Source organism: Pseudomonas sp. GB2N2 (genome assembly GCF_054897705.1).
In genome coordinates this window covers 2149679-2162680 of sequence record NZ_CM142701.1, presented here as the reverse complement: position 1 = coordinate 2162680, position 13002 = coordinate 2149679, and the positions used below count along the sequence as shown (strand labels likewise).

14 protein-coding genes are annotated in these 13002 nt (G+C 61.0%); 7 read left to right on the top strand and 7 right to left on the bottom strand.

Annotation, left to right across the window (positions count from 1 at the left end; genetic code table 11):
* Positions 1 to 60: 60 nt before the first annotated feature.
* From ACYZT4_RS09795 to ACYZT4_RS09775, 5 genes are all read right to left on the bottom strand, one after another.
* Positions 61 to 1008: a phosphatidate cytidylyltransferase gene (locus ACYZT4_RS09795; protein ID WP_461987313.1), complete on the bottom strand. Its 948-nt coding sequence runs from the start codon at positions 1006 to 1008 to the stop codon at positions 61 to 63.
* Positions 1005 to 1604 carry a lysophospholipid acyltransferase family protein gene (locus ACYZT4_RS09790; RefSeq protein WP_461987312.1) on the bottom strand — a complete coding sequence of 200 codons (600 nt, stop codon included), beginning with the start codon at positions 1602 to 1604 and terminating at the stop codon, positions 1005 to 1007. Before ACYZT4_RS09790 ends, ACYZT4_RS09795 begins: the two co-directional genes overlap by 4 nt.
* On the bottom strand, positions 1591 to 2223 hold the full coding sequence (locus tag ACYZT4_RS09785) for a CDP-alcohol phosphatidyltransferase family protein (protein WP_461987310.1): 633 nt from the start codon (positions 2221 to 2223) through the stop codon (positions 1591 to 1593). Before ACYZT4_RS09785 ends, ACYZT4_RS09790 begins: the two co-directional genes overlap by 14 nt.
* A 116-nt stretch (positions 2224 to 2339) precedes the next feature.
* Positions 2340 to 3647 carry an ATP-binding protein gene (locus ACYZT4_RS09780; RefSeq protein ID WP_461987308.1) on the bottom strand — a complete coding sequence of 436 codons (1308 nt, stop codon included), beginning with the start codon at positions 3645 to 3647 and terminating at the stop codon, positions 2340 to 2342.
* The gene (locus tag ACYZT4_RS09775; RefSeq protein WP_461987306.1) at positions 3644 to 4384 is read right to left on the bottom strand and encodes a response regulator; all 741 of its coding nucleotides are present in this window, start codon (positions 4382 to 4384) and stop codon (positions 3644 to 3646) included. Before ACYZT4_RS09775 ends, ACYZT4_RS09780 begins: the two co-directional genes overlap by 4 nt.
* 318 nt (positions 4385 to 4702) lie before the next feature.
* Between ACYZT4_RS09775 and ACYZT4_RS09770 the strand changes: the two genes are divergently transcribed.
* On the top strand, positions 4703 to 4963 hold the full coding sequence (locus tag ACYZT4_RS09770; RefSeq protein WP_461987304.1) for a DUF2790 domain-containing protein: 261 nt from the start codon (positions 4703 to 4705) through the stop codon (positions 4961 to 4963).
* Between the two features lie 75 nt (positions 4964 to 5038).
* A complete protein-coding gene (locus ACYZT4_RS09765) occupies positions 5039 to 6250 on the top strand; it encodes a cytochrome c biogenesis protein DipZ (protein ID WP_461987302.1) in 1212 nt (403 codons plus the stop codon).
* A gap of 6 nt (positions 6251 to 6256) precedes the next feature.
* On the opposite strand, the gene ACYZT4_RS09760 is transcribed toward ACYZT4_RS09765, so the two are convergent.
* Positions 6257 to 7243 carry an AraC family transcriptional regulator gene (locus ACYZT4_RS09760; RefSeq protein WP_461987301.1) on the bottom strand — a complete coding sequence of 329 codons (987 nt, stop codon included), beginning with the start codon at positions 7241 to 7243 and terminating at the stop codon, positions 6257 to 6259.
* 182 nt (positions 7244 to 7425) lie between these two features.
* Between ACYZT4_RS09760 and ACYZT4_RS09755 the strand changes: the two genes are divergently transcribed.
* Both ACYZT4_RS09755 and ACYZT4_RS09750 read left to right on the top strand, forming a co-directional pair.
* Complete coding sequence (locus tag ACYZT4_RS09755) at positions 7426 to 7695, top strand: DUF4242 domain-containing protein (RefSeq protein WP_461987300.1); 270 nt, start codon at positions 7426 to 7428, stop codon at positions 7693 to 7695.
* Positions 7696 to 7728: 33 nt separating this feature from the next.
* The gene (locus ACYZT4_RS09750; RefSeq protein WP_461987298.1) at positions 7729 to 8541 is read left to right on the top strand and encodes a class I SAM-dependent methyltransferase; all 813 of its coding nucleotides are present in this window, start codon (positions 7729 to 7731) and stop codon (positions 8539 to 8541) included.
* Positions 8542 to 8674: 133 nt separating this feature from the next.
* On the opposite strand, the gene pcsA is transcribed toward ACYZT4_RS09750, so the two are convergent.
* On the bottom strand, positions 8675 to 9397 hold the full coding sequence (gene pcsA / locus ACYZT4_RS09745; RefSeq protein ID WP_461987296.1) for a phosphatidylcholine synthase: 723 nt from the start codon (positions 9395 to 9397) through the stop codon (positions 8675 to 8677).
* A gap of 296 nt (positions 9398 to 9693) precedes the next feature.
* Between pcsA and ACYZT4_RS09740 the strand changes: the two genes are divergently transcribed.
* The 3 genes from ACYZT4_RS09740 to ACYZT4_RS09730 all read left to right on the top strand — a co-directional run bounded on the left by ACYZT4_RS09740 (position 9694) and on the right by ACYZT4_RS09730 (position 13002).
* Positions 9694 to 10422 (top strand): tellurite resistance TerB family protein, encoded by a 729-nt coding sequence (locus tag ACYZT4_RS09740; RefSeq protein WP_461987295.1) that lies wholly within the window; start codon positions 9694 to 9696, stop codon positions 10420 to 10422.
* Between the two features lie 194 nt (positions 10423 to 10616).
* The gene (locus ACYZT4_RS09735) at positions 10617 to 11999 is read left to right on the top strand and encodes an iron-containing redox enzyme family protein (RefSeq protein WP_461987293.1); all 1383 of its coding nucleotides are present in this window, start codon (positions 10617 to 10619) and stop codon (positions 11997 to 11999) included.
* Positions 12000 to 12009: 10 nt separating this feature from the next.
* Positions 12010 to 13002: a methyltransferase gene (locus ACYZT4_RS09730; RefSeq protein ID WP_461987291.1), complete on the top strand. Its 993-nt coding sequence runs from the start codon at positions 12010 to 12012 to the stop codon at positions 13000 to 13002.

Sequence of the window (13002 nt, the reverse complement as noted above, 5' to 3'; positions counted from 1 at the left end):
CGCGTCGCCTGGATCGCCAGCAAGCGGGCTCCTACAGGGCGAGGTGTGTCAGGTGCCGGGTTACACAGCGGTAAAGAAGTACCGCGTCAGGTGGAAGAAGATCGGCGCCGCAAAGCAGATCGAGTCCATGCGGTCGAGCATGCCGCCGTGCCCCTTGATCATGGTCCCCCAGTCCTTGGCGCTCAGGCTGCGTTTGATCGCCGACATGACCAGACCGCCGAGGAAGCCCATCACCACGATGACAAACGACATCATCAGCGACTGCCAGAAACTGAACGGCGTCATCCAGAACATGCAGCCGCCAATCAAGGTCGCCGACAAACCACCGCCGACCAGGCCTTCCACGGTTTTCGACGGGCTCACCAGCGGCGCAACCTTGTGCTTGCCGAAGAGTTTGCCGAACACGTACTGCAACACATCACTCAGTTGCACCACGAATACGAGGTAGAACAGCAACAGCGCGTTCTGCCCGTGGAAGCCTTGCAGATCCAGCAGTAACAGCGCGGGCGCGTGGCTGATGCAGTAGACGCAAATCATCACCCCCCACTGGATTTTTGCCGCCCGCTCCAAAAAGGCGTCGGTGTCCTGGCTCAGCACCGCAATCGCCGGCAGCAGCAAGAAGGCGTACACCGGAATCAACAGCGTGAACAGCGAATACCAATGGGTGCCGATCAACACGTACTGCAGCGGAATCAGGATGAAAAACGCCGAAAACAGCGCGTTATGGTCGCCGAGCCGGGTGGGCGTCAGGGTGATGAACTCCCGGAGCGCGAACAGTGAGATGAAGCCGAACAGCAGGACCGTCGCGTTCCCGCCCAGCAGGTAGGACACGAAGAAGATGATCACCATGCCCCACCAGGCATTCACTCGCTGGTTGAGGTTTTCGATGGTCGAGATCGAGCCCTCGGTTTTCGCGCGCCTGGCCAGCAGCCGACCGATGATCGAGGCAATCGCAAGCAGGCCGGCAATGGCGCCGAAGAACCACAAGAATTTTTCGTCAAGATTCATTCCGACAGCCTCACAATGGCGTCACGCGCGCGTTGCAGAAACACCTGTTTTTCCTCGCCTGCGATCCGCGGCAGTGGGTTGCCGATGCGGATCGTGCAGATAATCGGCAGCGGCACGTGTTTGCCCTTGGGCATGGAGCGGTGCAGGTTTTCCAGATAGATCGGCACCAGGTCGACGTCGGGAAAGGTCTCGCTCAAGCGGAACAGCCCCGATTTGAATTCGCCGGGCAAGGCCTGGCTGGAACGCGTGCCTTCCGGAAAGATGATGATCGAATGACCGGCGCGAACCACATCGAAGATCGGCTCCAGCACGTTGACGCCCGGCGCCGGGTTGCGGTCGATCAGCACGGCATTCAGGCCTTTCTGCGAGATGTACGACAGAAAGCGGTTCTTCCCCCAGTAGTCGGCAGCCGCCACCGGCTTCACATTCACCCGGGCTTCCGGGGGCAGGGCGGCGATGATGGCGAGGGTGTCCATGTGGCTGGTGTGATTGGCGAAATAGATGCGCTGGCGCGACAGGTCCGGTGGGCTCTCCCATCTCGCCGTGACGCCGATGAGGAAGCGCAGGACAGAAATCAGCGCATTACTGATCCACATAGACGGCCCCTTTCAGCTGCTTGGTGATGGCCAGCGTGCGCGTGACGCAGGTAGCGACGGCGCCGATGGCGATGATGATCAGCGCAATCAACAGCACATAGTGGCTGGCATAAACGCTCGCTTCGATGGTGTTCAGTACAAGCGCTGCGGTCATTACCGCCATCCGGTGCTGCTTGGCCATCGGGCCGATGAAGCTCTGCGGCAGACCGATCGAGCCGCCAAAGACCCTCACGTAGGCGGTCAATGCCGCGGCCAGTGCGGCGAACCAGCCGAGGTCCGAATAACCGATGGCGTAGCCGAGCCCGACGATCAGCAGGGTGTCGGCAATCCGGTCGGGGAATTCGTTGTAGAGGCTGCCGATGGCGGATTTCTTGCCACCCTCAATCGCGACCATGCCGTCGAAGAGATTGCACAGCAAGCGCAGTTGAATGCCGATAGCGCAGAGGATCGAGCCGGTGATGCCAGTGTCGATATTGAGCGCGATGATGCCAGCGAGGGCGAAGAAGAGGCTGGCGACGGAGATCTGGTTGGGGGAAATGTCCTTTTTTACCAGCATGTCGGTGATGTATCTGGCCCATCCCGCAGAGCGCGTCGCGATGGGTCTTCTGTTTTCATCCATTGGCAATGTCCGTATTACTTTGTAGGAGCGAGCTTGCTCGCGATGGACTTTAACGATAACGCGTTTACTCAGGCAGCACGCGTTATCGTTGACGCTCTTCGCGAGCGAGCTCGCTCCTACAGAGGGCCGGGCGGTAACTTCAGCTCGGCGCAGAGGCCGCCGCCTTCGCGGTTGCTCAGGATCAACGACCCGCCGAGGGCCAGCGCCAGTTGCTGGGCGATCGCCAGGCCCAGGCCGGTGCCGCCGGTGCTGCGGTTACGGGAATTCTCCACGCGGTAGAACGGCTCCATGACATGGACGAGTTCTTCTTCGGCGATCCCGGGGCCGCGGTCCATGACCTTTACCGACAAGCTGCCGCCGGACTTCGTGTCCACTGATAATTCCGCCGCGCCGGCGAATTTCAGCGCGTTGTCCGTCAAGTTCACCAGCACGCGGCGCAAGGCGTGGGGCCGGGTGTCGATGACCGCTGCACTTTTGCCACTGAGCTGCACGTCCTTGCCCATGTCCTGATAATCGAACACCAGGCTGTCGAGGAACGAATCCAGGTCGGTGCGGCGGCTCTCTTCGGTGGCGCCGTGGACGCTGCGGGCGTAGGCAACGCCCTCGCGCACCAGATGCTCCATCTCGCCGAGGTCGTTCCACAGTTTGTCTTTTTCGCTGGAATCGTCCATGAATTCGGCGCGCAGTTTCATCCGCGTGATCGGGGTTTGCAGGTCGTGGGAAATCGCCGCCAGCAGTTGCATGCGTTCCTTCAGGTAAGCCGCGATGCGCGCCTGCATGGCGTTGAAGGCCATGGCGGCATGGGCCACTTCGGTCGGGCCTTGTTCATCCAGATGCACCGGGTGGGTGTTCGGGTCGAGGGTTTCCACTGCTTGCGCGAGGCGGGTGAGGGGGCGGATGGCGATGCGCACGGCCAGCCAGGTGCAAAGGATCATCAGCAACAATTGGCCCAGCAACACGATGGGCAACCAAGGCGACAGCGGCACCATCGAGGGGCGCACATCAATGGTTACTGGGCTGCCATCGGCCAGTTTCAGGTGAACCTGGAAATGTTTGATCGGTCCGGGAATGTCGGTCACGGTCATCGGGTAGTCCTTGCCGATGGCTTCCTTGATCGAGGTCACCGCAATCGGTGTGTCGTTCAAGGCGGTGCCCGGCGAACCTTCATCCAGCAGGTAGCGGTAGTTGCGCCGATCCAGTTGTTGCAACCAGCTCGCACGCTCTTCGGCGGGCAAGCGGTCGAGGATCGCGATGGATGTCGAGACGTCGGTCTCCAGGTTGCCGAGCATGGTGGTTTTCGCGGTTTCATAGCGCTCGTAATACTGCGCGCCGAAGGACAGCACCTGCGCCAGAATCAGGCCGATCAGGAAGATCAGCGACAGCCGCGAGGCGAGGGTGCGAGGCCAGTGCATCGAGCGTTTCATGACGCCGCACCGAGGATTTCCACCGGCAGGGAGAACACATAACCCTCACTGCGCACGGTCTTGATGTAAGCCGGTTCCCGCGCGTCGTCGAGCAAGCGCTGGCGCAAGCGGCTGACCAGCAAATCGATGGAACGGTCGAACAGATCGGCGTCGCGGCCCTGGGTCAGATTCAGCAACTGGTCGCGGTTGAGCACTCGTTGCGGATGGTCGAGGAACACTCGCAGCAACCGGTATTCGGCGCCACTGAGGGCGACCATGGTGCCGTCGCTATCCAGCAAGTGACGGGCCGACGTGTCCAGCCGCCAGCGCCCGAACGCCAGCAGGCGACCGCTTTCGGTGACCACCAGGTTGGGCGGGAGCATCCGCGTGCGGCGCAATACCGCATTGATGCGCGCCAGCAGTTCACGGGCGGCGAACGGTTTGACCAGGTAATCGTCGGCGCCCATTTCCAGCCCGATGATGCGGTCGGTTTCATCGTTGCGCGCGGTGAGCATCAACACCGGCGTGGCCTTGTGTTTGCCCGAGCGAATCTCGCGGCACAGCATCAGGCCATCGTCGCCCGGCATCATGATGTCGAGCACGATCAGGTCGACCGGCGTCGATTCGAGGAACGAACGCATCTGCCGGCCGTCCGCGACGACGGTGGTGCGCAGGCCGTTCTTCTTCAGGTAGTTGCCTACCAGCTCTCGAATCTCGCGGTCATCGTCAACGATGAGGATGTGATCGACGTGTTCCATGGGGACAGGCCTCTGTAGAGGGGGAATGACGCACAGTCTATCGAGCCTTTGCCCGCTCGACCGCCACCCTTTGTATTGCAGTGTATCTGCTGTGTCGGCGGATACACGGGGAGGCAAAAACATCGGATTTCAGGGGTTTTGTATCGCTGTGTATCGCCAGGCCTCTCTGATACGTACCGATTTACACGCGCTGGTTTTCGACACAGACCAGATACCTCGCAGGCTTCTAATGGGTTCCATCGAGGCCAACCCAACCGCCTCGGATCAATCGAACGACCTACCTAACGATCTACCTACTGAAGCCTTGAGGAAATCGCCATGAACACTAAAGCCATCTACGCCGCTTGCCTGTTTGCCGCCCTGAACATCTGCACCCTGTCGGCCCGTGCCGAAGCCGACGTCAGTGCCAAAACCTACACCTACGGCACTCACCTGGATATCAAGAAAGTCGTGTCGTTGACACAGGATGCCAACGACACCTGCGGGATTGTCGATGCCCGGCTGACCTACCTGGACTCCCAGGGCAAAACCCAGTTACTGGACTACCGCAAATTTGCTGAGTGCAACTCGGATAGCTGAGTGCTTCGTCGGATTTTCGAATACCCCCACAGGGATGTGGGGTGTGCCGGCCTCCATTATTCCAAGGTGATTCTCATGTTACTCATCGCGTTCCTCGGCGGCATTTTGACCGTCCTCAGCCCCTGCATCCTGCCGGTCGTGCCGTTTCTGTTCGCTGGCGTTGACCGCCAACGTTCATCCATTCTGCTGACTCTCGGCGGCATGGTCCTGACCTTCGCGCTGATCTCCAGTCTGGCCGTGGTCAGCAGCGAGTGGGTGGTGCGAGCCAACAACACCGGGCGCCACGTGGCGCTGATTGTGATGGCACTGTTCGCCCTGTCGCTGATTTCCGCGCGGATCGGTGGCTGGCTGGCACGTCCCTTCGTCTTGCTGGGCAATCGCCTCGACCCTGATACCCGAAAAATGTCCGGGCCGCTGGGCTCGGTGATGATTGGCGTCGCCACCGGCCTGCTCTGGGCGCCGTGCGCGGGGCCTATCCTCGGGGTGATCCTCACCGGTGCCATGCTGCAAGGCGCCAATGCGCAAACCAGTCTGTTGCTGGTGGCGTACGGTTTGGGCAGCGCGTTGTCCCTGGGCACGTTGATCTTCGCCGGTCGCGGCCTGGTCAATCGCCTGAAAGCGTCAATTCCGGTCACTGGCTGGCTGCGTCGCGGTGCCGGGTTTGCCGTGCTGGCGGCGGCCGCGGTGATTTCCACCGGCGCCGACAAGACCCTGCTGGCCGGCACCTCGTCCGAAGGCGTCAGCAGCCTCGAAAAAGGCGTGCTGGAAACCGTGCCGAAAGTGGTCGATTACCTGGTCAGCAAGGTCAAGGCCGACTCGATGCTCGACAATGCTCAAGGCCCGATGCCGTCGCTGTCCGGCGCCGTCGAATGGATCAACTCGCCAGCGCTGACCAATGATTCCCTCAATGGCAAAGTGGTGCTGGTGGACTTCTGGACGTTCGACTGCATCAACTGCCAGCACACCTTGCCCTACGTGAAGGACTGGGCGAAGAAATACGAGAAGGACGGGTTGGTGGTGATCGGCGTCCATACGCCGGAGTACGGTTTCGAGCGCATCATCGACAACGTCAAGGACCAGGTGAAAAAGCTTGGCATCACCTACCCGGTGGCCGTTGACAACAACTACGCGATCTGGCGCAACTTCGATAATCAGTACTGGCCCGCTCACTACCTGATCGACGCCAAGGGTCAGGTGCGCTACACCCACTTTGGTGAAGGCAGTTACGACACGCAGGAACGGGTGATTCAGCAGTTGCTGCAAGAGGCAAAAGCGCCTGGCGCGTAATCCGGATCAATGGCTCACAGGCTCCGCGCCGTGGGCCCTTTTTTCCTGACTGCGCCGCCACGCCGCGGGCGGCGCGCCGAATTCACGCCGAAAGGCGCGACTGAACGCGGTATCGGTCTGGTAGCCGACCTCCTCAGCGATGCGCAACAGTGAACTGTTACTGCTGCGTAACAGATTGGCCGCGAGCAGCATCCGCCATTGCGTCAGGTACTGCATCGGCGAAATCCCTACCAGTTGCTGAAAGCGTTCCGCCAACACTGATCTCGAGGTGCCGGCGGTGCGCGCCAGTTCCTCCAGGCTCCAGGCATGACAGGGTGTTTTGTGCAGCGCGTTGAGCGCGGCGCCGACGATTCGATCACTGACACCCGCCAGCCAGCCGGTCCGGCCTTCGCCCTGTTCGTGCATGTACAGGCGCAGCACTTCGATGAACAGCACTTCGGCCAGTTTTGCCAGAACGCCTTCGCCGCCAGGTCTTGGCGAGCGCGCTTCGGCCAACGCATAGCGCACCGAAGATTCCAGCCAGATGCCGGCATTCGAGCCGCGCACGTTGACCTTGACCACGGCCGGCAAACCGGTCAGCAACATGCCCGCCAGCCGCGTATCGCAGGCCAGATAGCCGCACACCAGACGCGTGACCGCGCCACCACCGCCATAACTCAATTGCCGCGGTCGGCGTGCAAGCACCGCCACCAGGCGTGCGCCGGTCGCCGGTTTCAGGCCCGGTTCCGAGGTCATGCGGTGGGCATCGCCCTGGGGAAACACCACGGCGTCACCCGCCGTCAGCAGCAGCGGCGGACCATCGCCCAGTTCGACGTAACACTCGCCTTCGGTGATCAAGTGGAAAATCACCACCCGCTCGGCGCCGGGCTCCAGATACGGCGCTGCGCTGTCAGCGCTCGGCGACTGGTAGCACCAGGGCGCGGTGAACCGGGCGTTGATGAAAATCGCACCGACGAGGCGGACCACGCGCAGGGTCTGGGACAGGGCATCCATGAGGGGTTTCCCCGGTTGGCAAGTTGCCGTTGATTGTGAGCCTGTCCCGGCACAACGCAAAACCTCCGGACGATCGGGCAAGGTTGGCCGACGATCGGGCAGGACGCTTCCGGCCAGCGGCGCGATAGTGGACGTACAGGGTCTGCCGACCCTGTCATCAATAACAAGAATGAGAGGTTGCCATGCCGAAGTTCGTCATAGAACGCGAGATACCGGGCGCTGGAACACTGTCAGAAAGGGACTTGAAGGCCGCTGCGCAAAAGTCGTGCAAGACGTTGCGCGACTTGCCGCAGGTGCAGTGGCAGCAGAGTTACGTCACCGGTGACAAGCTCTACTGCATTTACATTTCGCCGAGCGAGGAATTGATCAGGGAACACGCCAGGCAGAGCGGTTTCCCGGCCAACAGCATTTCCCGGGTCACGACCATCATCGATCCCACCACGGCGGACTAAGCCTTGGATGTAGCCTGTAACGGAGCGGATTTAATGAGTACACCCATTGATCTCACTGCCTTGAAAAACCGTCAGATGGCCTCTTGGGCCAGCGGCGACTATGCCGTGATTGGCACCACCCTGCAGATTGTCGGCGAGCAACTCGCCGAAGCCTGCGACCTGCTGTGCGATGAGCGCGTGCTGGACGTCGCCGCTGGCAACGGCAATGCCACGCTGGCCGCCGCACGTCGGGGCGGGCATGTCACGTCCACCGACTACGTGGCTGCGCTGCTTGAACGCGGCGAAGACCGGGCCCGGGCCGAGCGTCTGGAAGTAACTTTCCAGGTGGCCGACGCCGAGGCACTGCCGTTCGAAGCTGGCAGCTTCGATCTGGTGCTGTCGACCTTCGGTGTGATGTTTGCGCCGGACCAGCCCAAGGCCGCCGCCGAGCTGGCCCGGGTTTGCCGCCCGGGCGGCCGGATCGGCCTGGCGAACTGGACGCCAGAAGGCTTTGTCGGCCAGATGTTTAAAGCCCTGGGCCGCCACCTGCCGCCTCAGCCGGGAGCGCAACCGCCGTCGAACTGGGGCAATGAGGCGTGGCTGCGCTCGCACTTCGATGAACGGGATTTTCTGCTTCAGGTGACACGGCGGACATTCAATTTCCGCTACCGTTCGGCCGCGCATTTCATCGACACGTTCCGCACCTGGTACGGGCCGGTCCACAAGGCGTTTGCGGCGTTGCCACCGGAGGGCGCAAAGGCACTGGAAAGCGATTTGACCGAGCTGATCAATCAATCGAACCGGGCGGGTGAGAAGTCGCTGGTGGTGCCGAGTGAATACCTTGAGGTAGTCATCACCCGACGCTGACCATAATGCAAAAAAACGGTAGGAGTGAGCGTGCTCGCGATAGCGAAGTTTCAGTCGAGATAAACATCAACTGATACAGCGCTATCGCGAGCAGGCTCACTCCTACAAGTTATGCGTTCAAATGGGGAGCGACTTATCGCTGGCGCGACCCGTCAAACCACTCCAGTGCCGTGCGCCAGATGCAGATCCCCAGGAAGTAAGCTGACATCAGCAACCACAGCCCCATGACCATCGGGTTGATCACAGGGTGATTGATCACCAGCGACAAACTGCACAGCAGCCAGATGGCGGTCACGGCAATGTTAATCGGCATGAAGCGGCGCACGCGGAAGGGGTGCAGGAACTTCATCCGGGTCACGGTTAACAGCGCCAGGCCAATGACGGTGAGCAGGGTGATCCACGGCGAGGGCGCGATGATGTACAGGCACAGCGCAACCACGTTCCACGCGGCGGGGAAGCCCTGGAAATAGTTGTCCTTGCTTTTCATGTTGACGTTGCAGAAACAGAATAGCGACGAAACCAGGATCAGCGACACGGTCAGCAGCAACGTGTAGTCCGGCAGCGGGATGTACCGGTAGATGAACAGCGCCGGGATAAACACATACGTCAGGTAATCGATCACCAGGTCAAGGATCGAACCGTCAAAACTCGGGAGCACCGACTGTACGTTGACCTTGCGCGCCAGTGCGCCGTCCAGCCCGTCGACGATCAGCGCGACGCCCAGCCACAGCAGGCAATTGGTGGGCTGGTTTTCCAGGAGGGCGAGGGTCGCAAGGAAGGCGGTGACGACGCCCGTGGCCGTAAAACCATGGGCGCCCCATGCTTTGAGCCTGGCGATGTGTAGAGTGGATATCACGGGGGCGTTCTCCAGAAAGTGAAGCAAGCCAGTCATCGCCCTCGATGTTCGAGGGCGGCGGCAAACCGGGTCGGGTTGCAGGTATCGACCGGAAATTCGGGAATAAGGTTCACCGTCTGTAAATCTTAGCTGGGTCGGCAAAAAATACGTTGGATTGTTGGATTAATGTAGGTGCGGAACCAATACCCGCCATCTCCCCAATAATGGATAGATCCCTCAGCCAAACGGTAATGGCGCAATAGCGTACGAGGACTATCGTTGCCTGACTGGATAACTCCAACCCTGAGGACGTCGTCATGAACACCAGCGATCTGCTCGAACAACTGCTAAGAGCCGGCCAAGGCTCAACGTCACAGCCAGGTGGCGGCGCACCTCAAGGCGGTCTCGGTGGCCTCGGCGGCGGACTGGGCGGATTACTCGGCGGCCTGCTCGGCGGTGGCGCCGGTTCGAGCGGAGGCGGCGGATTGGGCGGTTTGCTCGGAGGATTGCTCGGCGGCGGCTCACCCGTAGGGGGTTCAACCCGGCAGCGTTCCGGTGGCGGCACCCACTACACCGCGCTGGCGTCCCTCGGCATGATGGCGTTCCAGGCGTACCAGGCCTGGCAACGCAACCAGGCATCCGCACCACAACAGGCCCCGCGCACCGTGGATCTGTTATCCGGCCCCGACGTCGAGGATCACAGTCACGCCGTCCTGCGTGCATTGATCGCCGCAGCGAAGGCCGATGGCCGGATCGACGACACCGAGAAGCAAATGATCAGCACCGAAATCGGCCGCCACACCGACGACCCGCAATTGCAGCAATGGCTGGATGACGAAGTCGCCCGTCCGCTGGATGCCGCCGATGTCGCGCAGTCGGCAACAGACCCGGCGATCGCGGCGGAAATGTACCTGGCCAGTGTGATGCTGGTGGACGATCAGCAGGACGCCGAACGCAGCTACCTGGATGAACTGGCGGCGGCATTGAAGATAGACCCGCAGTTGCAGGTCCATCTGGAACAGCAGGCCAAAAGCGGCGTGGCCTAGCAACCGCAATCCTGTAGCAGCAGGCTACGCCAGCTGCTTCAGAGGATGTGGTTTCGAAAACGGGCTCGTGACAAGCCCGTCTGTCAGGGCAATTTCAACCTCGATTGAATTTTTCACCGGGCAAATCGCTCTGCTGATGTAGAGACGCGCTGATGCAGCGTCCTGCCATTGGCCACAGACCGAGAGATGCGCCCATGACTGCCCTGACCCGACTCGAATCCCGTCCTGCCCATGAGCACGCCATTCCGACTGCCGGCAGCCTGAGACAATGTTATGAACAGTTGCTGCTGGGCGACGATACCGAGTATCGCCTTGCGCTCGGCCAGTCCTTCCTCGAAACGCAGCTACAACGGGCGACAGACCTGCCTCAGGAAATGCCCGAGGACCTGTCGGCCCTGCAATCTTTCGTTGAGCAGCACAGCACCGAAGTGGCGCGTCAGTACGCTGACTACCTGAGCGCGCGCAAGGCCGGCGGGCCCCGGCAGTTTTTCAGCAACAAGGCGCACGCACTGTTCTTCCTCCAGACCGTCAGTCCGACCAAACTCGTCGACGGCGCCTGGTTGTTCGGACTGTTGCAACATTGGCGCGACCCCCGATTTGAGGGGCTGATTTGCACGTACCTGGAGGAATTGGGCGACGGCAACCCGGCGCAAAACCACGTGGTGATCTACCGCAAACTCCTGGCCGACCTGGGCCTGGATAATAATGTGATCGCCGACGAGCATTACCTGCAAGGCGCCATTCAGCTGGCGTTGGGCGAATGCGCTGACGAGTTTTTGCCAGAGGTGATCGGCTACAACCTCGGCTACGAACAATTGCCGCTGCACTTGCTGATCAGTGCCTATGAATTGAGCGAGCTGGGCATCGATCCGTATTACTTCACCCTCCACGTCACCATCGACAACGCCAGCACCGGGCATGCGCAGAAAGCCGTGCAGTCGGTGCTTCAGCTGTTGCCGATCGAAGGCGACCGCGAGGACTTCTTGCGCCGTGTCGCGCTGGGTTATCGGCTGAATGATCTGGGGCAGGGCACTCGCGCAATCATTGAATCCTTCGACCTCGACGCTGAAGTGCTGAGCATGCTGGAGCGCAAGCGTCCGTTCGGTCAGCACATGCATTCCGATTACTGCCGATTTGAAGGCAAGACGGTAAATGAATGGCTGTCGTCGCCCGAGCAACTGCCGCATTTCCTCATTGCCCTGGAAAACAAAGGCTGGATCAAGCGTCATCAGGCCCCCCAGGAAAGTCGCTTCTGGCAATTGATAGAAGGCGATGGCGCAGCGATGTTCGGGGTATTCAGTCCGTATGAAAAACAACTGCTGCACGACTGGATCGCCGGAGACTGGACACCTGAACGCGCAATGCCAGCGTTCCGCCGCAACACCGTAGGCGCGGTTGAAACCGAGTTGCCAGCAAACGACCCGGATATCCAGACCCTGCAAGCCGCACTGGAAGGGCTGAGCGCAGCCGAACAAATGCAAGTGCTGATTCCATGGCTGTCCGCCCATCGACACGCCCATCCTGCTGGCCTGATGGCGACACGGCGGTTCATCGAGCTTAAATCCAGCCTTCGATAGGGAGCCACGCATGAATCAGGAAGAACAACTGGGCTCGGGCGATCTGGCCTTGCTGCAATTGGGGCGTCGTTTGCAGGCTGACGGCTACCGCTTTATCACGCCGACCCCGCTGACCCATCAGCGGGTCAACGACCGTACGTTCGGGCAAAGTGCCCGGACCTTGCGCGAGGTGTTCGGCTGGTCGCGGCCGTTCGAGCCGGGCCTGTTATCCGAGGATGAACAACGGCAATTGCAACAAGCGGGCGTTCTTGAGGAAAGCAACGGACACCTGAAAAGCCAAGTGCGCTGGTCCAGTCTCGACGATTTGCTGTTCGTGCATTCCGGATTCCCCACCGACGCGGCCGACGCGGTTTTCTTCGGCCCGGACACTTACCGTTTTGCCCGGCTGATCCACGCCCATCTGCAACAGAATTTCGCGCCGATCAGGCGCGCGGTGGACATCGGCTGCGGCACTGGCGTCGGCGCCATCGTGATCGCTCGCGCACGACATGAGGCCGAAGTATTGGCGGTCGACATCAACCCGGCGGCGCTGCGCCTGACGGCGGTCAACGCCGCGCTCGCCGGATTGACCAACCTCAGCATCGAAGCCAGCGATGTGCTGCAGGATGTCGACGGCAGTTTCGACCTGATCGTCGCCAATCCACCGTACATGGCCGACCCGGCCGAGCGTGCCTATCGCCATGGCGGCGGGGCGTTCGGCGCGCAGTTGTCGGTGCGCATCGTCGAGCAAGCCTTGAATCGGCTCACCCCCGGCGGTTCGCTGGTGCTGTACACCGGCGTGGCGATGATCGACGGCTGCGATCCTTTCCTCGATGCGCTGGAGCCTTATCTGGATACGGCGCGATTCGGCTGGACCTATCATGAGATCGATCCGGATGTGTTCAGCGAAGAACTGTTGACGCCGGGCTATCAGCGCGTGGAGCGAATTGCGGTGGTTGCGCTGATCGTGACGCGTATCGACACGAGTCTTGGGGGCCGCGTTGTATCTGCCAGAGGTGAATGA

Excerpts from the sequence above, each read along its gene's own strand:
- ACYZT4_RS09795 (WP_461987313.1), bottom strand. The coding sequence starts at position 1,008 with ATGAATCTTGACGAAAAATTCTTGTGGTTCTTCGGCGCCATTGCCGGC.
- ACYZT4_RS09790 (WP_461987312.1), bottom strand. The coding sequence starts at position 1,604 with ATGTGGATCAGTAATGCGCTGATTTCTGTCCTGCGCTTCCTCATCGGC.
- ACYZT4_RS09785 (WP_461987310.1), bottom strand. The coding sequence starts at position 2,223 with ATGGATGAAAACAGAAGACCCATCGCGACGCGCTCTGCGGGATGGGCC.
- ACYZT4_RS09780 (WP_461987308.1), bottom strand. The coding sequence starts at position 3,647 with ATGAAACGCTCGATGCACTGGCCTCGCACCCTCGCCTCGCGGCTGTCG.
- ACYZT4_RS09775 (WP_461987306.1), bottom strand. The coding sequence starts at position 4,384 with ATGGAACACGTCGATCACATCCTCATCGTTGACGATGACCGCGAGATT.
- ACYZT4_RS09770 (WP_461987304.1), top strand. The coding sequence starts at position 4,703 with ATGAACACTAAAGCCATCTACGCCGCTTGCCTGTTTGCCGCCCTGAAC.
- ACYZT4_RS09765 (WP_461987302.1), top strand. The coding sequence starts at position 5,039 with ATGTTACTCATCGCGTTCCTCGGCGGCATTTTGACCGTCCTCAGCCCC.
- ACYZT4_RS09760 (WP_461987301.1), bottom strand. The coding sequence starts at position 7,243 with ATGGATGCCCTGTCCCAGACCCTGCGCGTGGTCCGCCTCGTCGGTGCG.
- ACYZT4_RS09755 (WP_461987300.1), top strand. The coding sequence starts at position 7,426 with ATGCCGAAGTTCGTCATAGAACGCGAGATACCGGGCGCTGGAACACTG.
- ACYZT4_RS09750 (WP_461987298.1), top strand. The coding sequence starts at position 7,729 with ATGAGTACACCCATTGATCTCACTGCCTTGAAAAACCGTCAGATGGCC.
- ACYZT4_RS09740 (WP_461987295.1), top strand. The coding sequence starts at position 9,694 with ATGAACACCAGCGATCTGCTCGAACAACTGCTAAGAGCCGGCCAAGGC.
- ACYZT4_RS09735 (WP_461987293.1), top strand. The coding sequence starts at position 10,617 with ATGACTGCCCTGACCCGACTCGAATCCCGTCCTGCCCATGAGCACGCC.
- ACYZT4_RS09730 (WP_461987291.1), top strand. The coding sequence starts at position 12,010 with ATGAATCAGGAAGAACAACTGGGCTCGGGCGATCTGGCCTTGCTGCAA.